Source organism: Zymobacter sp. IVIA_12111.31 C1 (genome assembly GCF_047495495.1).
In the GTDB taxonomy this organism is placed as follows: domain Bacteria; phylum Pseudomonadota; class Gammaproteobacteria; order Pseudomonadales; family Halomonadaceae; genus Zymobacter.
Genome location: NZ_CP179930.1, coordinates 1,353,213 through 1,372,656, shown reverse-complemented (window position 1 = coordinate 1,372,656; position 19,444 = coordinate 1,353,213). Strand labels below are relative to the sequence as shown.

Genomic DNA, 19,444 nt, shown 5'->3' with positions numbered 1-19,444 from the left:
TCGCAGGCGGTGTCCTATGCTTGGCGTTTCGCCCTAACCTGCTTGACGTGCTGGTCGATCAGCCAACGTGAGATGGCCCCTATCGGCGGCAACGCCGGCAGTTCATCGACGCTGAACCAGTCGGCGGCTTCGATCTCGACGCCGTCAATGGTGATGTCCTTCGTCGAGGTCTGTGCCGTAAAGCCCAACATGAAAGAGTGCGGGAACGGCCAAGACTGGCTTCGCTGGAAAACCACGCCGTGCACGTCAACTCCCACTTCTTCCCGGATCTCACGCTTCACAGCCTGTTCGGCATTTTCACCCGGCTCAATGAAACCGGCCAGCGTGCTGAAACGCCCCGCGGGGAAATGCGGGCTGCGAGCGAGCAGCATATCATCACCATGCGTCACAAGGGTGATGATGCAGGGGGACAGACGCGGGTAGCAGATGTGACCACAGGCCTTGCAGTGCATGGCGTATTCAAACTCGTCCATCACCATCGGGCTGCCACAGCGACCACAAAAGCGGTGATCGCGCCGCCAGTGCAGAACCTCCAGTGCCGTAGCGACCAGACAACGCTCGTCATCACTGAGCATTGGCAGGCAGTCGGTCACCTTATGTGCACGCCGCGCCGTAGACACGTCATCACACGGCGCTTCCACGACAGCAATGGGTGTGCCCTGCCAGCGCCCCAACACGATCGACCATTCAGGAAACGGTTCTTCACGCCCCAGCAAGCGCTCATCGGAAGTCAGCAGCAGTTCACCATCCGGTGTAATGCGGATCAGCAGACCCTTGCGGGCATTCACGATATCCCGGCGTTCTCTGTCGAACAGCGGTGCGGCAACCGGTGCATCCTGCAGTGTCGTATTAGCCATTGAGCTTGTCCCATGCGCACTCGCCGCCTGACTTGCCGCGGATCATATCGAGTTTCTTCTGATGAGCTTCCCTCTCGGTTTCCGACGGGCGAATAACGCGCAGCTGGCCCGGGGCCAGTGATACACGCTGTCGCGACGAGGCATGGCTGGCCGCAGAGCTGCTGCTGTCATTATCCTGACTGCTCAGCATCAGTGCGGTCTGCCCACCGGTCATCGCCAGATAGACTTCAGCCAAAATCTCGGAGTCAAGCAAGGCGCCGTGCAGCGTACGTGACGAGTTATCGATATCGTAGCGTTTGCAGAGCGCATCCAAGCTGTTGCGCTGTCCAGGGTGCATGGCACGCGCCATCTTCAGCGTATCCAGCACCTGACAGCCCGCCTCGACCGGCCCGATGACGGGGCCGCCATCATTCTTCAGGCGGGTGAACTCGGCATTCATGAAGCCCACGTCGAAAGGCGCGTTGTGAATGACCAGCTCGGCACCTTCAATAAAGTCCCAAAATGCTTGGGCTATCTCACCGAACACCGGCTCATTGGCAACGCGTTCATCGGTGATCCCGTGAACGGACATTGCTTCGGGGTCGATGGCACGCTGCGGGTTGATGTATTGATGGTACGTGCGTCCCGTCAAGCGACGGTTGACGACTTCAACAGCCCCGATCTCGATGATGCGGTGGCCTTCTTTCGGATCGATACCGGTAGTCTCGGTATCCATGACGATCTGTCTCATCGTTCTTCCTCTGTCCCCGCCTGACCTTATCGGAGCGGCCTTGCCGGTGGGGTAACGCTTAAACGAGGGTGGCTCGACGGCTTAATCCAGCGCCTGCTTACCCATATACATTGCCTACACACCTACGTTGGAGAAACGCATGAGGGCATCAGCGACCTGCTCGTGCCAACTCGTCCATAGCATCGTTGGCCAGTTGATCAGCTCGCTCGTTGCCTTCGTGCCCGGCATGCCCTTTCACCCAATGCCATTCGATCTCATGGCGTTCGCATGCCGCCAGCAACTGTTTCCACAGTTCGGCGTTCTTGACCGGCGCCTTGGACGCTGTCTTCCAGCCACGTTTCACCCAGTTGTGGATCCACTTCGTGATGCCATTACGAACATACTCGGAATCGGTCCAGAGTTCGACCTGACAGCGTCGGTTGAGCGTCTCGAGTGCCTGAATGGCCGCTGTCAGTTCCATGCGATTGTTAGTAGTATCCGCCTCGCTGCCCTTCAGTTCGCGCTCGTGTTCGCCGCTGCGCAGTATCGCGCCCCAGCCACCGGGGCCGGGATTGCCACGACAGCCTCCATCGGTATAGATGATGACATGGGGAAGGCGGGTGTTCGTGGTGTCGTCAGTGCTGCTCATGGTGTCCTGATGGGCGTGGTGAAGTGGAATGGGTCGTGGGGCAATCGGCATCCGTACGATGCTGCTCGGTAAGCGCTGATGGCATGGGAGCCAACACCCCTTTGGGTATCGCGCCGAGAGAGAGCAACTGCCGGTGCCGCAAGCGTTTCGCCAGCGGGACGATATACTGTTTCTGGCGCCGCGCCGAAACGATATAGCTTCCGGCCAAGGGCACATCCAGCAGTGTACCGACATGTTCAGCCCATGACGCCGTACGGCAGCGTGCCGCCGAGAATGCGCAATAGTGTACCTGCTCTATTTCAAGATCGACAAATGCTAACCAGTCGCGGATCTGGCGTATGAACAAACGCCGCTGTGCCGGATGACGGCGGTGACGGTGCGGCCAGCGTGGTTGTAGCGGGTTCCAACCGATCAGATATAGGCGACCGGTATCTGCGGTAATGCGTGCCGCTTCGCTCAGCCAGTGGTGAGGCTGATCGACACAATCCAGCAGGTGATGTATCAGCACCGTATCGAAGTAACAGTCGTCAAAGGGTTGAGCACGACCATCCGCGATATAGTCGGCGTGCCATAGCGGCTGGGTTGCTATCGACGGTGCCCAGCGGAGGGCATGGCTTGGTGCGAACGGCGTGGCCAGCGATGCCGCGGCGCTCATTTCCAGCAAACGCCCCCCCTTGTAAGCCACCATGCGTGACAGCATCACGGACTCTCGCTGCCACACCTGTTGGCCCGCAGGTGTGTTCCAGTAGGCCATCAGGGCACTGACGCTCTGTCGCGTATCACTCATCCCGGCTCTCCTGTGTCACTGTTGCCGTCGTTCGCCCCTATAGTTATTCGTTCACCCCTATAGGTTAGTAGCCGCCCGTTTCGCCACCGCGTGCTTCATTACGGCATCATATCGCGCGATAGCAATCGAACTTACTCAGCATATAGCGAAAACCAAGGAGCATTTCATGTCTTATCCTCAACCATCTCACGGAGAACTGAGTCTCTACCCGCTACCGGCGCTCGAAAGCAACTATATCTGGGCCATTGTCAACGACCGCACACGGCAAGCTGCCATCGTCGATCCCGGCGAGGCCGACGTCGTACTGACATGGCTGAGGCAGCAGCCGACGCTCGAACTGACGGCCATCATTATCACTCACCATCATCACGATCATACCGATGGCCTAGCCGAGCTGATCACCCGCTTTCCCGCCCTTGCCGTTTATGGGCCTAACGACGTCGCGGGTGTCACCCAGCCACTGCACGATGGCGATACTTTCACGGTGCTGGATCAGCCTGCGAGGGTGCTCGCCACCCCGGCTCATACCATAGACCATCTCTGCTATCTCATTACGCCACAAGAGAAATCCACTAAACCCATTCTGCTTACGGGCGATACTCTTTTCATGGCAGGTTGTGGGCGTCTGTTCGAAGGAACTGCTGAACAGATGCTACGTAACATGGAACGTTTTGCAGCGCTATCACCTGATACCGCTGTCTATGCCGGCCATGAATATACCCTGAACAACCTGGCCTTTGCTCTTGCCGTTGAACCCGACAACGCGGCCATTCAAGAAGCAAAGGCACGTGCCAGTGCTGCCCGAGCAGAAGGTCGCGCGACCTTGCCCAGTACGATCGGCCAAGAGCGCCGCACCAACCCCTTCATGCGCACGCATGAAGCGATCGTGATCCAGGCTGCCTGCCGCCATGCTGGTCGGCCCGCGCCTGACGATCCCGTACATGTGCTTGCAGCACTGCGCCATTGGAAGGATACATTCTGACTGATGTTGAATCGTTGCCTTTGCCATACGTCTGATTCCACAGCCAATGCAGTTGCAATGAATGTCACGAGGGGGTGCCCGTGAGCCAGCCCCCTCTTCTGCGCAGTGCGATTACGCGCCGCTTGCGCCGCGGACACCGCAGCGTCGGCTGGATGCTGCTGATCGCACTGGTGATGTCCCCACTCATGCCGGAACCTTCTGAATTTCAGGCACCGACCTATCATGAAGACAGCCATTCGCTATGGGTGCACATGCGTGAGTCTTTTGCACTCGATCACCATATCGACAATCCTCGCGTGCGCTATTGGATCGAGTGGTATCAGCAGCACCCCGATGCCATCGACCGCTATATGAAGGATGCACGCCCGTGGCTCTACCATGTTTTTCATGAAGTTGATGCACGCCATGTGCCGGGCGAAATCGCCCTGCTGCCCTTCATTGAGAGCGGCTACAACCCCAGGGCACGCAATATCAGCGGTGCCAGCGGCATGTGGCAGCTGACTCCTCAGGCCGCCACCGAGGTTGGGCTAACTCTTTCGCGCGACTATGACCCACGCAATGATCCGCTGGAATCAACCCACGCAGCGCTCGACTATTTCCAGTGGCTGTCGGATAACTGGTTCGATGATGATTGGGTACTGATGCTGGCGGTATACAATGCGGGCGTTGGGCGTGTGAACAAGGCCATCCGTCAGGCCAACACGCGCAACTATTTCGACCTGCCGCTGCCAACCGAGACGCGCCTTTACGTGCCGCGCCTGTTGGCGCTGGCCGCTATCATCGACGCACCGGAACACTATGGCATTCGACTGCCGGACATTCCCAACGAACCGATGTTCAAGAGTATCCGGGTGGCGCGTCCAGTATCGCTGGATTCACTCAGCTCCGCGGAGCTGACCAGTCGCCAACTCCATGATTTCAATCCCGCCTATGGGCAAACCGTTGGCCGCCACCAGCTGTTGCTGGTGCCCGTGGCACAGGCCCCCAGCATCATGTGCCGACTCAAGGCACGCTCAGCACTGGCAGGCGACACTCGCCAGCTATCCTGTGACGACAAGCGCGTCGCGGTAGCCCCTTGATCGAATAAGCACATAACGCAACGGCATAGCCTCGCTTTCTACGCGAGGTTGGCGACCTATGCTAGAGTAGCGGCCTGTGGGCAGCATCGACTGCCCCATCTTTTCTATTCACTGTTCAGGCTGCGATTTGCTCATGACCGCCAAGACCTTCATCCCCGGCAAGGATGCCGCTCTGGAAGACTCCATCCAGCGTTTGCGCGCCTCCATTGAGGCCCTCGGTTTCCACATCGAAGAGGCCCGCTGGCTGAATCCCGCGCCTTATATCTGGTCTGTGCATATCCGGGACCGCGACTGCCCGCAGGTATTCTCCAACGGAAAAGGAGCTTCGCGCGAAGCAGCGCTGGCCAGTGCCTATGGCGAAATGATCGAACGTCTATCTACGCGTTATCTGTGGGCCGACTTCAACCTTGCCCCCGCCATGACGCAGTTCGGTTTCGTGCATCAGCAGGATGAACAGTGGCTGCCGGCCAGCGATACGCTGCCGGAACAGGTACTCGATGCGCGTACCCGCGCCCTTTATGATCCCGAAGGCAAGCTGACACTGTCGATGCTGGAAGACATGAACGGCGGCGATACCGGCAAGGGTGTGTGCCTGCTGCCCTATACCCGCCTGTCCGATGGCGAAACCGTGATGTTTCCGGTTAATCTGATCGCCAACCAGTTTGTATCCAACGGCATGTCGGCCGGCAATACGCGCGACGAAGCGCTGGTGCAGGGACTGTCCGAAATCTTTGAACGTGCCATCAAACAACGCATCCTGCGCGAAGCCATCACCCTGCCCGAAGTACCGGACAGCCTGCTGGCTGAACGTTTCCCCCATATCCGTGAAGGGCTCCAGGCGTTGAACGCTTCCGGCTATCCCGTACGTGCACTGGATGCCTCTCTTGGCGGCCGCTACCCCGTGATGTGTGTGGTGTTGCAGAACCCACAGGATGGCGGTGTTTATGCTTCCTTTGGCGCACACCCGCGCTTCGAGGTCGCTTTAGAACGCGCACTGACCGAACTGCTGCAGGGGCGCGCGCTTTATGAACTGGAAGGCTTCCCTGCGCCGACGACCAACATGGACCTCGTCGAAGACCCGCACAACATGGAGCTGCATTTCATCGACTCCAGCGGCTACGTTAGCTGGGCCTTGCTGGGCGACGAACCAGACTACGATTTTGCAGACTGGAATGACGATCGCGATAACGAGGCCCTGAGCACCGCACTGATCGACCTACTGGCCGAAGAAGGCTATGACGTCTACCTCGCAGAATACACGGCGTTGGGTGCCTATGCTTGCCGAATTTTGGTACCCGGTTTCTCTGATATCTATCTGCCGGATGAGCTGTACTGGAACAACAATAACCAGGCACTGCCTTTCCGCCAGACGCTAATGAACCTGCCTACCGCCAGCGATGATGAGCTGGACGCGGTGCTAGAAGGTCTGGAGCAAAACGCCGTCAACGATCAGCTTCGAGTGTTGGAATGGATCGGTATTGTTGGCGATAAAGGTACACCGTGGGCATCACTGCGCATTAGCGAACTGAAACTGTGGCTGATGCTGGCATTGGGTTTGCAGGATGAAGCCAGCGACCAAGTGGCTATGGTGCTGGGATCCGGCGACGTTGATACCGAACGCCGTCAACTGCTTTGCGCCGTACGCGACGTGCTGGAACTGGTGTCATGCGATGCCGAACTGGCTCACTATCAGCGCGCACTGGTGGGCTATCACGGCGAAGCACGCCTAGAGCAGGCCATCTCGTTGGTAACGGGCGAGCAGCGCTTTCCGGGCCTGAAAGCTTTGGAAGCTACAGCCCCTACCGCTGCTCATCAGCGTTTGCTGGAAGGTTATGCAAAAGTATTGAAAGGCCAACAGGCTGCCGCTTAATTTCCAGCCATTACACCCTGTAGCCTCTATCAAGCCGCCCTGCCTTTCATAGGCAAGGCGGTTTTTTATCCTTACCATCTGCATTTAGATACCCACACATATGCACATCATAGTTGTTCAGCGTCGTCACCCAAACTCAGCCCCAACATATGTCTGAGCATAACCATAAATTGCTGACAGGCCTCTTTTTCATCAACGAACCACGTTTCTCCCGTTCGCTGTCCCTTCTCACTGTAATAGATCACATACCCATGCGGCTCAGTGATAAGACATAACGATTCGTTCGAGTCGCGATTGATCGAATAACTGTCACGAGGCAGATCCAGCGCGCTGAGCGCTCGTTTCAGTTCATTTAATGACACGGTAGATGTTTGCCAAGGTAGAATTTTGTGAAGTATTAAAAACAAAAAGATAACGGTATAAATTTAGTGCCAGAAAAGATTAGGGGGCCAAAAACTCAATGACTGGATGCGGATGCGCAGTTGAGACCAGTCGATGAGCCTCCATACCGTACACGCTTTTCAGGCGCTCAGGCTGCAACACCTCGTCCGGCGATCCCATGGCGACTACACGCCCATCATGCATCAACAATAGCTGGTCGCAATAACGTGCGGCCAGATTGATGTCATGGAGCGTAACGACCGCCGTCTTGCCTCGCATCAGCGCCATCACAACATGCGCGTGCGCCATATCCAAATAGTTGGTCGGCTCGTCGAGCAGCCAAAGCGCTGGCGATTGCACCAGAAGCCGTGCCAGATGTGCACGCTGGCGCTCTCCTCCTGACAGTCTGTCCATCCGCACAGCGGCCAATACCGACAGACCCGTCAGCGACATGGCATGACTCACCTGCCGCCGACATTCGCGACGGCTCCAGTTGTGCGGCCATGCACCTAACGCCACCAGCTCCTCAACGCGGAATGCCCCGTCGCAGTGGCATTGCTGCTCAAGCAGCCCTACCGTACGCGCCCGCCGCGAGGGCTTCATATCGGATACAGCCTGGCTGCGCCAGAGCGCGTTACCACTCTGCGGCACGGCAAGCCCTGCCAGTACATCCAGCAGCGTACTCTTTCCAGCGCCATTAGGGCCCAAGACACCAAGAACCTGCCCAGGCATCAGCGTAAACCCGACATCACACAGGATCCGGCGGGCACCACGCTGCAGGGTCACTCCATTGACTTCTAGCATGAACGATCAAACATCTCTTGCGGACGAACGCTGCCGCAGCAGCAAGGCAAATACAGGAGCACCGACGATGGCCGTCACTACCCCGATGGGCAATGAATGCGACGCCATCAGCGTGCGCGACAGCAGATCGGCACCGACCACAAAAACGGCCCCTAGCAACATCGCGGCCGGAATGCGACGTCGATGACGCACCCCCACCCACCGGCGAACGAGATGAGGAACAACGATGCCCACGAACCCGATCGCCCCGATACGGCTTACGACCAGTGCCGTCATAAGCGCCGTGAGCGCCAGTAGCAGATAGCGCAGCCGCGCGACGGGAACGCCCAAGGCAAATGCACTGCGTTCTCCTAGCGAGAGCACATCCAGCGGCCGTGCCACAGCAAGGCAGACGACCAACCCCATCGCAGCGGACGCAGCCAACCATGGCACATCGCTTAGCCGCACGGCGCTGAGGTCTCCCAACAACCAGAACAGTAAGCCACGAATCTGTTCGGCAGAGGCCGATGACGCCATCAAGCACGCCGCAATGGCATTGAACAACTGCGACGACGCGATGCCAGCCAGCAGTGTCTGAGAAGCGGAACCCTCGCGGTGTGCTGCTAACAGCATAACGACGCAGAAAGCGGCTACTGCCCCAGCAAACGCGCCAGCGGAAAGCGCCCAGCCCCACGCAACACCAGCGACGGTCACGGCCACAGCCCCAGCGGAAGCGCCTGCCGACAGGCCTAAAACATAAGGCTCAGCCAACGGGTTACGCAGCAACGCCTGCAGCACCACACCGCACAGCGCCAGCGAACTACCTCCCAGTGCAGCCGCCATGACACGCGGCAGCCGGTAGTGCCACACCACGCTGTCCTGCAACGCACTGACCGCCACCGCATCGCTCCATATGGGTAACCCCAAATGAGAGGCGATAACCTGCACAACGGTCTGATAGCTGAGTGAAATCTCTCCTGCCGCCAGCGACACTGCGATCATCACCAGCAGAAGAAGCGCGCCCACAATCATGCCTACCGCTGCCAACCGAAATCCCTCAACGCCTTGGCCAGCAGCTCGACACCCTCTACCGTATCCAGTGAGGGGTTCATCGCACGCGCAGGCATCACCACAATGCGCCCTTCGCGTACGGCAGTCAGCTGGCGCGCTAGAGGATCCTGCTCTAGAAACTGCCGCTTAGCCTCAACATCATCGGCTGTGAAGTGGCGCCGCGCCATCGACCCAATCACGATGATGTCCGGGTCCGCTGCGGCAATGCGCTCCCAGCTGACGGCGGGCCATTCTTCAGCGCTATCAATCACGTTACGAACACCCAGCGTGCGGTTGATCCACGCGGGAGCGCCTTTTGCACCGGCAACCCACGCATCGCCCCCCAGCTGAGCGCTGGAGAACCAGTACAACACCGTCGGTGCACGACGATCCTGTGCCAGTTGCTGTCGAGTAGCATGCTCGATGCGCTGCTGCAGCGATGTCACCAAGGCACCCCCTCGTTCGGGAACGCCCATGATCGTGGCCAGCTCGTGAATTTCCTGATAAAGCGTGTCGATGGTGAACGGTGCCTGGCGCGCGCCATCAACGGTACTGGCGCCTACTTTCTGCTTGCAGTCAGTGGGCGACAGGTAAGTAGGCACTCCCGCCTGCGTGAACTGTTCACGCCGAGCGGTGCGCCCTTGCGGGCCGATATCGGCAACAAACTGGGCCGCGACAAGGTCGGGCTGCTGTGCTAGCACCATCTCGAAAGCCGGGTGACGGCCAGCCAGCACGGGGATACGCGATGCGTCTTCACGCAGCGCTTCTGGAACAGGATCTAGCCAGACACCACTGGCTGCCAAGCGCTTAGCCTGTCCGAGCGCCAGCACGATCTCGGCACTGTTCTGACCGAGCGTGACGATGCGCGAGGGAGGCTGGCTAAAGCTCAGCGATTGCCCACAGTTATCGAGTGATGTGGGCGTATAGGCAGGTGCCGTCGATGCCATGGCCTGCACACTGCTTGCCAGCAGCACACCAGAAAACGCAAGGCGGAAGAGAGAGCGATGTCGCATAGAAAAATCTCGAAAGAACAAACAAAACAATGCCCCGTGGTAAACGGGGCACCGATGATAACAATGGTGACTATGATAACCGACCCTGACTGCTTCAGGTGGCACTATCACATACCGTGGTGCGCACCACCATTGATCTGGATGATCTGCGAAGTGATGTAGTGCCCTTCCGATGAACAGAGGAAGAACCCCAGCCCTGCTGTATCCCGAGGAAAACCCGGGCGCTTGAGCAGCGTCTCGTCGACCAGCCGGTCGTAATAGGCATCTGTCATCATATCGCCAAAAATCTCGGTTTCAGCAATGTACCCAGGAGCGATTGCGTTAACATTGATGTCACGCTCACCCAAGCGACGCGCCCAAGTGTGCGTCAATGAATGCATCGCCGCCTTAACGGCACCATAGGCACCACTGCCGCCTACCGCCAGACCACGGTACGCGGCGATTGAGCTGTACAGCACGATACTACCGCCGTCTTCCATCAACGGCAGCAATGCCTCTACTGGCAGCACCGTCGGCAATACATTGGCATGAAAAGTCGCCTGCCACTCCTCCTCAATCTGCGCCACAGTGGCACGCTCTGTCTGGGGAGCTGCACCGGCACAGCACACGATGGCCCTTACCGAGCGGTTTTGCTGACGAAGAGTTGCTGCCAGCGCTTCGGCACCGCTGGATAGGCTCATATCCTGCGCACAGAACGAGGCTTTCCCGGGCACTTCAGCATTGATGGCCTCCGTGACCTGACGCAAGCGCTTCTCACGGCGTCCAACCAACACGACCTCCTGTCCCGCAGCGGCAAAACGTCGAGCGGTTGCCAGACCGATACCGGCACTGGCCCCAATGACTACGATCACACTTGTCATAATGGCATATCCTGTTCGTTATCATTTGTATTCATGCATCCTGCTCTGTTCCTTTTTACAAGACGGCACGCAGCACCCAGTGGGCACAGTGCTTCTTTCGTAAAACTGGGGATCGGATGAACATACAGACTATACCGCTATAGCACGCCCTCTCAGCAGTTCAGCATCAACCTCGGCAACCAGCCCTGCACAATCAAGATTCATCAACGCGATGGCCACACCTATGTCGATCTGTATGTAAATGACGAGGCTGTTGTGCTGGGCGCGCTAGCACGGAACCGCGTAGGCCTGACACGTCACGCGTATCTCCCTTTCAGCGGAGAGCTAGTGTTTGTGGATACGCGGGAGCGTGATGGTCCGCTCTACATGGATTTCAGTGCAAGGCGGTCTCTGTGATATCTCTATGGCAGCTAACGCACACACGCCTTCACCCCGCCTATCTTTTAAAACAGCTACCTCTATCACTTACCGGCATGATAAAAAATTCTAAAAATACCAATCATGACAATAAGTTGTCTTTTAAAAAGAGGGTGAACTGTGAACATAAAGGGATGGGTGCGTTTGGGAGATAAAGCTGCCTGTGGAGGCGCGGTAGTTGAAGGGTGCCAAAACGTTATCAGTCATGGTCGACCGTTGGCACATGTGGGATCAGCTATGGCCTGCCCCTTCGGATGTCGCATCATCGAAGGCGATGCCACAACAACCTTACCTAACCGCAGAAATGCCGTGCTTCACGGCCACCGTACGTCTATGGGTTGCCCTATCGTATCATCTCTCAACAACGTCAATGGGCAAGGCACTTTGCCGGGAGAACCGATCGTCAATACATTCTATTCTGACCCCGGTAATCCACCGTCAGAAAAGACCGCTGGCGGCTGGCTGCCCGCGACACACGATGAGCATTTCGTGATAGCCAACCCGCATGGATAGCCTATTCCTCACGTGCCCTATCGCATTCAGTTGGCAGATGGGCACATCGAAGAAGGCGTCTCTGATATGGAGGGCAAAACGCATATACTGATCCAGACTCTCAGCGCACAAGAGTTTCGCGTTTGGATCAAGGCACCGACGGCATGAACTCTATAGAACATAGTGAAGGTCAAGATACCTGGCGCTTAGTTGCCACAGGCACAACTACGCCTATCGAAGATAACACACCCAAAATCATTAACGTTTGTAATTGCCCAGAGCTAGGCTATTGGTGTGCTGAATATATCACGGGAGAAATGAAGAAAAATCCATTTACCCCAGAGGCCCAAAAAATCCGACGTCATTTAGAGAAATCAACTTTTACATCAACATGCAATCGATTGTCTTGGTGGAAAAAAGCACTTTATGCCGCATTTCCTAAAACAGGTTTTCTTTCTACATCAGGAAAACATTATTCATATGCCTGTCGCTTATGATCTCAACTTGTTGGTTATAATAAACCATGGGATCATAAAACATACCTCAAAATAAAACTAAAACAATACTTATCTGAAAGACAGGCGAAAGTTATCGAAGACTCTTGGGCGTGGAGTAAACTAAATGACTATGACTACTATTTCGATATTTGGTCTAATATTCACTATGGATATGTAGGATATCATATAGGATTTTCAGAAGATGTTCTTACTGGCGGAGCATCTGCAATTCAGTTGTATCACGACGAGTTAGGGCAAAAGCATACTTATCAATATCACTCTGAAAACGGAAATTTTTTTAACCGATTTGATGACGTAACCGACCAGATATCCATTCGCCTAGGAATCGATTTAGCCAAGGAAAAATCCCCCCAAGAACTTCAACTGCATGATCTTGTCTCTAAACTTGAAGAAGTTCCTTTGCCGTGGGGGAACGGAGAAAGTAAAGCCAAAAGGAAACATATATGCTTACAACAATATTGTTAATATTATATAAATTATGGGAAAATAACATTTTATTTTCCGCCCCTGAAATAACGATACACCCATCAAAAGAATACTCTGAAAGCGTTCTTGTTAGACTCTATGCAGGAGACGGATTCACCGACAAATATCCTCTTTCAAAAAACAACAACCTTAAGTTATTTATGGGCGGAGTGATATCAGAAGATTATAAAAAAGAAGTTGACGTTGTAATAGAGCTAGATAATTATGACTCAACATCATTTGAAACAAAAGGCGAATTCAAAACAGTAGATATCTATTTGGACGAAAAGGGTAAAATAGACACATCCAAGACAATAATTGTTCGATAGCCCAATACAAAAACTTTCATTCATAGAAGGAAAGTGAAGTGCAATATAGTTTCCCTGAAGCGGTGCACGCCTCAATGAAGGCCGACGTCGATTTCATCATCAGCAAGAATCGTACGGTGACGTTGGTGCAGGTGGTCGCCGTGAGAGATGAAGAGTGGCAACGGTGAGTCCGACACCGACTGCGTCGACATCAAGCCATTGATAAAGTCTGCTCGTGCTCGCGACAGCTCAGCTCCATCGGACAGCTACTTGATGTCGAATATCAGCAGGTCGTTGCAGCTCACAGCCACTGGTATGCAGAAAGGGGTGATGAGACAAAGTGCCCCGAAGAACTCACAGCCGAGGCAAACGCTGAAGACATCAGCGCACCACAGGCAGCGCTGGATATTACAGGAGCGCCAGCACGCTAATCCATTATTAATAATCAGTCACTATTGGCTTTGGTTTTTGATAGGCCGATAAGGATGCTCTCGTAAAAGACATCCCCCCAAGACACGCCTTCCATTGCTGTTCACCGCCACAAACCTCATAAAAAAAGCGCCCCAGGAATGATCTTCCCGAGACGCTCATTACTGCTGTGCCATCACGCAGAGAGAATGCCACGCACCGTTCTTACCACAGGCGCTAGGTGCGCACCTGCTCCGGTGCGTGGCTATCCCCGAAAACCGGCATGGACCGACGCAGCCCATGGGTCTTGTAGAACATGAAGGCAACACCCAAGGCCGCCCAGCTCAAGCCAAGGATCAGCGCAGGCTTAGACAGGTTGAGCCACAGGATGCCGATGCCTGCGACACCGAGCAACGGCAGCACCAGATACTGCAGGTGATCCTTCAGCGTATGGCGACGCTGCAACCGGATGTAGAAATGACGAATGACGGCCAAGTTGACGAACGTGAACGCGACCAGCGCGCCAAAGTTGATCATCGCCATGGCGTTTTCCAGATCAAAGCAGAGCGCGCTTAGCGCTACCGCACCAACAAACAGCGTATTCAGCACCGGCGTACCCCATACCGGATGCAGATAGGCGAAGAACCGTGCAGGAAACACACGATCACGCCCCATGACGAACAGCAGTCGGGATACGCTGGTCTGACAGGCAATACCCGATGCCAGTACGCCGATAAGTGCGCAGCCCAGCATCAGCGTCTGAAACAGCTTGCCACCGACAAATACAGCAATTTCAGGCAGCGCATTGTCCGGATCCAACTGCCCGCTGGCCGGGAAATACAGCTGAATGAAGTAGGACACGCCGATGAAGATCAACCCACCGTACAGGGCCACCAGGAAGATCGCTTTTGGGATCACGCGCACCGGCTCGTGCACTTCTTCCGACAGCGTACTAACGGCATCGAAGCCCAAAAACGAAAAGCACAGCACGGTAGCCCCTGCCAGCATCGGCATAAGGTGCGCATTTTCAGACAGGAACGGCTGCAGGCTCAGCACATGCTGCTGATACTCATGCGTCGCGATGCCGTGCCATACCAGCCCGACGAACACGACCATCATGATGACCTGAATCCATACCAGTACGGTATTGATATGCGCCACCCAGTTCACGCTGCGCAAATTAATTGCTGTGATCAACGCTACGAAGCCGGCCACCCATACCCAGCCCGGCACACTGGGAAACAGCGCGGACAGATAGATCTGCGCCAGCAACGCATTCACCATCGGCAGTAGGATATAGTCCATCAGCGACAGCCAGCCCACCATGAAGCCGGTGCGGTTGCCGATGATTTTCTGTACATAGGTATACGCTGAACCTGCCTGCGGAAAATGGCGAGCGAGCTTGCCATAGCTCAACGCCGTCAGCAGCATGATTCCTAGCGCCAATACATAGGCGCTGGGCACATGGCCACCACTTTTCTGCGACACGATAGCGAATGAGTCGAATACCGTCATGGGCGTCAGATAGGCAAGGCCGATCACAACGACTTGACGAAGAGAGAGAGAGCGTCTGAGTTTCGACACCGACATATCGTCAGTGGGCGTCACAACAGCGGGGGTAGAACGATGATGAGTGAACAACATGAGGTAACCCTCCGAAGACAGCCATGCCAGAATTTGGTCGAGTAGAACTGGCATGGGGCCCCTGGATACCGGAAACGCATCAAGGAATGATGTCGCTTCCGGCCGTTGCTTGACAATCCCGCGCCAGTGCTGGAACGCCTGATAACGGACAGCCTAACAATGGCTTAATTTTCCGTTAATATTCAGGCGCTTATACTCACCTTCTAGAGGGAGTTCCTTACCTCTTGCAGTACTGCGCGCGCAGTATCCATTACTTGATGGCATTGGTCTAGCGTTATTGTCAGAGGCGGCTCAATTCGCACAGTCTTAGCATTGATAAGCGTCCCCGCCACCAGCACTCCGCGGTCGAACATGCCTTTAGAAAAGGCATAACCGATGTCGTTTTCTTGGAATTCAAATGCCATCAGAAGCCCCTGACCGCGCGCATCTAGGATCAGATCCGGGAACTCATCTTTCAGTGTGATCATGTGATCAAGCATGACCTTACCCTTGTCCGCAGCAGCGCCCGGAAGATCGTTATCAATCAGCTCTTTGATGGTGGCCAACGCCGCGGCACAGGCCAACGGATTGCCACCAAACGTAGAAGTATGCAGGAAAGGATTTTCAAACAGCGTCGAGAAGAGCTCTTCCGTTGCCACAACAGCCCCGGCGGGTACGACACCGCCCCCCATCGATTTCGCCAGACAGAGGATGTCAGGCGTCACGCCGTAGTGTTCACAGGCGAACATGCGTCCTGTACGCCCAAAGCCGGTCTGTACCTCGTCGAGGATCATTACGATACCCTCGTCATCGCACAGCTGACGTATGGCAGGTAGATAGTCAGCCGGCGGTACGATGACCCCACCTTCCCCCTGCACCGGTTCAAGAATGATGGCAGCGACGTCATCGCCCACCGTGGCGCAGTCAGCGACGATCTTGCGCATCGCATCAATATCGCCATAAGCCACGTGACGGAAGCCCGGTACTAATGGCATAAACGGCTTGCGGAAGACGGATTTCGCCGTTGCGGACAGCGATCCTAGCGATTTACCGTGGAAAGCCCCCGTCGTCGAGATCACGGTCGTTTTGCCACGCGACGCCTGATACCCCTTGGCCAGCTTGAGGGCAGCCTCAACTGACTCGGTGCCGCTGTTGGTAAAGAAACTGTACTGAAGCCCGCCAGGGGTCAGCTGTGCCAGTACCTTGGCCAACAGAGCGCGCAAGGGATCCAGAAGCTCCTGGGAGTGCAGTGGCTGCTTGTCCATCTGCTGACGCACCGCCTTCAACACGGCGGGGTTGCGATGACCCACGTTGTAGATGCCAAAACCGCCAAGGCAATCAATGTACGTGTTGCCACGACTGTCCATCAGGGTATTCGGGCTGCTGGAGCGCCATTCAACGGCCGCGTAGTTGCCGTCATCTGCCACGGATTTACGGTACTCAAGGAAACCAGGGTTCACGTAGTCACGGAAATCCGCCACCACTTCATCGTTGAACAACGCCAGTTCGTCGCCAGTCAACGTTTCCTTGCCGATAGTGGTCAGCACGCCATCGATAAATTCAGTGATGTCGCCATAGCGGTTGTCATCATTCATACCATCTTCTCCACACGGGTAAAAAAAGCAGAATTGCAGCGTAACGCTGATAAGAAAAGCAATTACTGTGCCAAGAATGGGAGCACGGCAGCTCTTCGATTGTTTCCTTTAGATAACACCCGGCAAGTGTAGACGGAACAGAAACAGATTGCCATGCGTGAACATTGAAATAAAACGACACGCATAAACGAAATTGCATCCGCTACTAATGAGAATAGTCAAGATTATGAATAGAATAACGGGTCGGCTCGTTTAATTATAACCAGCCGCATCATGCACATGAGAAAGGAGGATTGAGTATGGCCAATCTTAATTAACAGTTAACAATGAAGAAGAGGAACAACCTTTATCATAAAAGGTTATATATTCCATAAGATATGTAACAATGCCCGGATATAAAAAATCCGCATATAGAACTATGACAGAAGGCCTTTCTGCCATGAACATAAACCGTCAACAAATAGCGCTTCAGAAGAAGCTCGACGAGAGAAAGGCCTGCTTGTCAGCGAGATAGGATAACGTAAGTGCCCGTTGCAATATTGGTCTGCCGCCACATATCCTGCCAGATATCAATAAAGGCACGCTCTAGCTGTAGCAAATGACTCTCAACCCACTCGCACAGCGGCGTGAAATCCTGCGGACGACGCATATGCCGCCCGACACCCATAATAGTGTCCAGCATGAATTGACGCTCGGCGGAACGCACCAGCCACCGCCCTTTCACCATGTTCTGCAGCAGTGAAGCCTTGCTTGGCGGCAGCCACTCGGCCCCTTGAATGACACGATGGCAGCGTTGGATCAACGCGGACCAGCCTTCATCAGGAGCCAACGCTGACAAACGGTGCAGGCAATAGTCCCAGACGATATCGAGTGCGATGGCAGCAAAGCGGCGCTCCGGCATACGCTGCACCAGCGCCTGCACGTCGGGGTGAGCGTCGATGGTGCTATCCACCAATCGATGATGCACCACACCTTGCCGAACTGCAGGCGATAACTCCTCTAAGGCTTGCTGCCCCTTGACACCATCAGCGATCAGACAGCCTAGAAGCTGGGCGTCACTGCCTGCCCGAGCCAGTGCCGCGTGGCCTAAAAAATTCATCTATCTCAGTGACAGTTGGTCGGTCGCGGTAGCCCGGCAAGGCGTGCGACGATCTTGGCGGGGCTCTCAGGACGCTGCTCATCTTCCGGGAAAAGCGCCATCAGGTACAGGGATGCGCCCTTTCCCTCCCCCAGAGCCGTACGTACCGCCTTCACTAAAGGGCGCATAGCGGGCACCATTTCGAAGCGCGTATAAAAACTACGCACCACGTCAATGATCTCCCAGTGGGCAGGCGTTAGCACGCGGCCTTCATGCGACGCTAGGGCTTCGGCCACCTCGGGTGTCCAAATAGACAGGTCTTCAAGGTAACCTTCGGCGTCCAGAGAAAGCGCGGCGTAATCAACGGTCATAGAGGTATCTCAGCAATCAGTGTTTAGTGCCAGGTCACGGAGGAAGCGCATTCCTCGGTCAGCGCCATGAAACCATTGACGTCGACCCACTGTACCACCGGGTGCGCCAGCGGTGTAATTCCGCGCGCATCGGCATCATCTTTCAAGCAATAGGTCTGGGCTTGGATGCGCCCGGGCAATATAACGGTATATTTTTCTTGAACGACGCCATAGACCCCATCTTCGATCAGCAGCAGTCGATCATCGTCTGCTAGGAACTGCACGACATCCTGCAGCCGATCCACTCGATTCACGATATACAATTTCATCTTGTCTGCCCTAAAACACCAATATGTTTGCATGGCGACTCAGAAGCGCCCGTGCATCGCACATCTCGCAGCCTTCGATCAGACGATCACTGCTCAGGCCGCGCGCTTTAAGCGAGCCCCTATCCACCTGAATCGGCCCGATATCGTACATTTCAAGCCCTTCCAGCATGCGCAGCGTACCCTTCTGACCCAGCGGCCCGGCTTCTTGACCACGCAAGGCAACATAGACCCCATCACCGGCTAACAACAGCGTTACCGACTGATCCAGCGAGGCCGCTACCAGCGCCACTTCTAGCCCTTCGCGTGCCCAGGCACTGCCATGCGGCGCATGGTTTAGCGTAATCAACAGCGACGTTGCGGCCATTCCTATCGTCTTCCTTTCCTTTATTGGTAGCCGTTCAGGCCTCACATCATCGTCACACTACGGTGCAAACGTGATGAATCGGTCGCTTAGCTGCTGCGCCATGACTAGCTCGCTCAACCCGGCCAGACGAAACCCGTCTGCCAGCGTAGGGGCAGCGATGCCATAGCGCGATGCCTCGCGCGCATCAAGGATGCCGCGCCGTGCACCCGCAGCAACGCAGACCAGCAGTTCGCACTGCTGCTTTTCGGCCACCCGCTGCCAGCGCTGTAACAGGTGAGGCTCATCCTGAGGGGGCGTCATGGCCGCCGCACCGTTGAACACACCGTCATGATAAAAGAACACCGCCTTGAGCCGGTGACCACGCTCAGGCAATGCCTCTGCAAGCCGCAAGGCAGAATGAGACGCCTGCGTACTGTAAGGCGCCCCCAACACCATAAAACCATAATCCATAGCGCGAACTACCACTCCCTGGCCTTA

23 protein-coding genes are annotated in these 19,444 nt (G+C 55.6%); 8 read left to right on the top strand and 15 right to left on the bottom strand.

The window, feature by feature from the left end; genetic code table 11:
- Nucleotides 1-14: 14 nt before the first annotated feature.
- The 4 genes from nudC to ACMHYW_RS06135 form a co-directional block, all read right to left on the bottom strand.
- A complete protein-coding gene (nudC, locus tag ACMHYW_RS06150) occupies nucleotides 15-857 on the bottom strand; it encodes an NAD(+) diphosphatase (RefSeq protein ID WP_414501342.1) in 843 nt (280 codons plus the stop codon).
- Entirely contained in the window at nucleotides 850-1,587 is a 738-nt protein-coding gene (gene dnaQ / locus ACMHYW_RS06145) for a DNA polymerase III subunit epsilon (protein WP_414501341.1), read from the bottom strand. The genes nudC and dnaQ overlap by 8 nt, the downstream gene beginning before the upstream one ends.
- A 148-nt stretch (nucleotides 1,588-1,735) precedes the next feature.
- Complete coding sequence (rnhA, locus tag ACMHYW_RS06140) at nucleotides 1,736-2,215, bottom strand: ribonuclease HI (protein WP_027705679.1); 480 nt, start codon at nucleotides 2,213-2,215, stop codon at nucleotides 1,736-1,738.
- On the bottom strand, nucleotides 2,202-3,002 hold the full coding sequence (locus ACMHYW_RS06135) for a class I SAM-dependent methyltransferase (protein WP_414501340.1): 801 nt from the start codon (nucleotides 3,000-3,002) through the stop codon (nucleotides 2,202-2,204). Before ACMHYW_RS06135 ends, rnhA begins: the two co-directional genes overlap by 14 nt.
- Nucleotides 3,003-3,168: 166 nt before the next feature.
- Between ACMHYW_RS06135 and gloB the strand changes: the two genes are divergently transcribed.
- The 3 genes from gloB to ycaO all read left to right on the top strand — a co-directional run bounded on the left by gloB (nucleotide 3,169) and on the right by ycaO (nucleotide 6,933).
- On the top strand, nucleotides 3,169-3,984 hold the full coding sequence (gloB, locus tag ACMHYW_RS06130) for a hydroxyacylglutathione hydrolase (RefSeq protein ID WP_414501339.1): 816 nt from the start codon (nucleotides 3,169-3,171) through the stop codon (nucleotides 3,982-3,984).
- A gap of 80 nt (nucleotides 3,985-4,064) precedes the next feature.
- Nucleotides 4,065-5,063, top strand: a complete 999-nt coding sequence (locus tag ACMHYW_RS06125) for a transglycosylase SLT domain-containing protein (protein ID WP_414501338.1) — start codon at nucleotides 4,065-4,067, stop codon at nucleotides 5,061-5,063.
- A 133-nt stretch (nucleotides 5,064-5,196) separates the two neighbouring features.
- Nucleotides 5,197-6,933, top strand: coding sequence for a 30S ribosomal protein S12 methylthiotransferase accessory factor YcaO (gene ycaO, locus ACMHYW_RS06120; protein WP_414501337.1), 1,737 nt, complete (start codon nucleotides 5,197-5,199; stop codon nucleotides 6,931-6,933).
- Between the two features lie 441 nt (nucleotides 6,934-7,374).
- Here ycaO and ACMHYW_RS06115 read toward each other — a convergent pair whose 3' ends face one another.
- From ACMHYW_RS06115 to ACMHYW_RS06100, 4 genes are all read right to left on the bottom strand, one after another.
- Nucleotides 7,375-8,118: an ABC transporter ATP-binding protein gene (locus tag ACMHYW_RS06115; protein ID WP_414501336.1), complete on the bottom strand. Its 744-nt coding sequence runs from the start codon at nucleotides 8,116-8,118 to the stop codon at nucleotides 7,375-7,377.
- A gap of 6 nt (nucleotides 8,119-8,124) precedes the next feature.
- Nucleotides 8,125-9,129 carry a FecCD family ABC transporter permease gene (locus ACMHYW_RS06110; RefSeq protein ID WP_414501480.1) on the bottom strand — a complete coding sequence of 335 codons (1,005 nt, stop codon included), beginning with the start codon at nucleotides 9,127-9,129 and terminating at the stop codon, nucleotides 8,125-8,127.
- 2 nt (nucleotides 9,130-9,131) lie between these two features.
- The gene (locus ACMHYW_RS06105) at nucleotides 9,132-10,160 is read right to left on the bottom strand and encodes an ABC transporter substrate-binding protein (RefSeq protein WP_414501335.1); all 1,029 of its coding nucleotides are present in this window, start codon (nucleotides 10,158-10,160) and stop codon (nucleotides 9,132-9,134) included.
- 107 nt (nucleotides 10,161-10,267) lie between these two features.
- Nucleotides 10,268-11,020: an SDR family NAD(P)-dependent oxidoreductase gene (locus ACMHYW_RS06100; RefSeq protein WP_414501334.1), complete on the bottom strand. Its 753-nt coding sequence runs from the start codon at nucleotides 11,018-11,020 to the stop codon at nucleotides 10,268-10,270.
- A gap of 537 nt (nucleotides 11,021-11,557) precedes the next feature.
- Between ACMHYW_RS06100 and ACMHYW_RS06095 the strand changes: the two genes are divergently transcribed.
- The 5 genes from ACMHYW_RS06095 to ACMHYW_RS06075 all read left to right on the top strand — a co-directional run bounded on the left by ACMHYW_RS06095 (nucleotide 11,558) and on the right by ACMHYW_RS06075 (nucleotide 13,408).
- Entirely contained in the window at nucleotides 11,558-11,950 is a 393-nt protein-coding gene (locus tag ACMHYW_RS06095) for a PAAR domain-containing protein (protein WP_414501333.1), read from the top strand.
- Between the two features lie 143 nt (nucleotides 11,951-12,093).
- Nucleotides 12,094-12,426, top strand: a complete 333-nt coding sequence (locus ACMHYW_RS06090) for a hypothetical protein (RefSeq protein ID WP_414501332.1) — start codon at nucleotides 12,094-12,096, stop codon at nucleotides 12,424-12,426.
- 51 nt (nucleotides 12,427-12,477) lie between these two features.
- The gene (locus tag ACMHYW_RS06085; RefSeq protein WP_414501479.1) at nucleotides 12,478-12,912 is read left to right on the top strand and encodes a polymorphic toxin type 44 domain-containing protein; all 435 of its coding nucleotides are present in this window, start codon (nucleotides 12,478-12,480) and stop codon (nucleotides 12,910-12,912) included.
- Entirely contained in the window at nucleotides 12,891-13,241 is a 351-nt protein-coding gene (locus tag ACMHYW_RS06080) for a hypothetical protein (protein ID WP_414501331.1), read from the top strand. The genes ACMHYW_RS06085 and ACMHYW_RS06080 overlap by 22 nt, the downstream gene beginning before the upstream one ends.
- A gap of 38 nt (nucleotides 13,242-13,279) precedes the next feature.
- Entirely contained in the window at nucleotides 13,280-13,408 is a 129-nt protein-coding gene (locus ACMHYW_RS06075) for a hypothetical protein (RefSeq protein ID WP_414501330.1), read from the top strand.
- A 457-nt stretch (nucleotides 13,409-13,865) separates the two neighbouring features.
- Here ACMHYW_RS06075 and ACMHYW_RS06070 read toward each other — a convergent pair whose 3' ends face one another.
- From ACMHYW_RS06070 to tusD, 7 genes are all read right to left on the bottom strand, one after another.
- Nucleotides 13,866-15,326: an APC family permease gene (locus ACMHYW_RS06070; protein WP_414501329.1), complete on the bottom strand. Its 1,461-nt coding sequence runs from the start codon at nucleotides 15,324-15,326 to the stop codon at nucleotides 13,866-13,868.
- A 149-nt stretch (nucleotides 15,327-15,475) separates the two neighbouring features.
- The gene (locus ACMHYW_RS06065; RefSeq protein WP_414501328.1) at nucleotides 15,476-16,846 is read right to left on the bottom strand and encodes a putrescine aminotransferase; all 1,371 of its coding nucleotides are present in this window, start codon (nucleotides 16,844-16,846) and stop codon (nucleotides 15,476-15,478) included.
- A gap of 502 nt (nucleotides 16,847-17,348) precedes the next feature.
- Nucleotides 17,349-17,945, bottom strand: coding sequence for an ACP phosphodiesterase (locus ACMHYW_RS06060; RefSeq protein ID WP_414501327.1), 597 nt, complete (start codon nucleotides 17,943-17,945; stop codon nucleotides 17,349-17,351).
- A gap of 5 nt (nucleotides 17,946-17,950) precedes the next feature.
- Complete coding sequence (locus tag ACMHYW_RS06055; protein WP_414501326.1) at nucleotides 17,951-18,295, bottom strand: TusE/DsrC/DsvC family sulfur relay protein; 345 nt, start codon at nucleotides 18,293-18,295, stop codon at nucleotides 17,951-17,953.
- Nucleotides 18,296-18,318: 23 nt separating this feature from the next.
- Nucleotides 18,319-18,603, bottom strand: coding sequence for a sulfurtransferase complex subunit TusB (tusB, locus tag ACMHYW_RS06050; RefSeq protein ID WP_414501325.1), 285 nt, complete (start codon nucleotides 18,601-18,603; stop codon nucleotides 18,319-18,321).
- A 10-nt stretch (nucleotides 18,604-18,613) separates the two neighbouring features.
- The gene (locus ACMHYW_RS06045) at nucleotides 18,614-18,967 is read right to left on the bottom strand and encodes a DsrE family protein (protein WP_414501324.1); all 354 of its coding nucleotides are present in this window, start codon (nucleotides 18,965-18,967) and stop codon (nucleotides 18,614-18,616) included.
- 57 nt (nucleotides 18,968-19,024) lie between these two features.
- On the bottom strand, nucleotides 19,025-19,417 hold the full coding sequence (gene tusD, locus ACMHYW_RS06040; RefSeq protein WP_414501323.1) for a sulfurtransferase complex subunit TusD: 393 nt from the start codon (nucleotides 19,415-19,417) through the stop codon (nucleotides 19,025-19,027).
- Nucleotides 19,418-19,444: the final 27 nt, after the last annotated feature.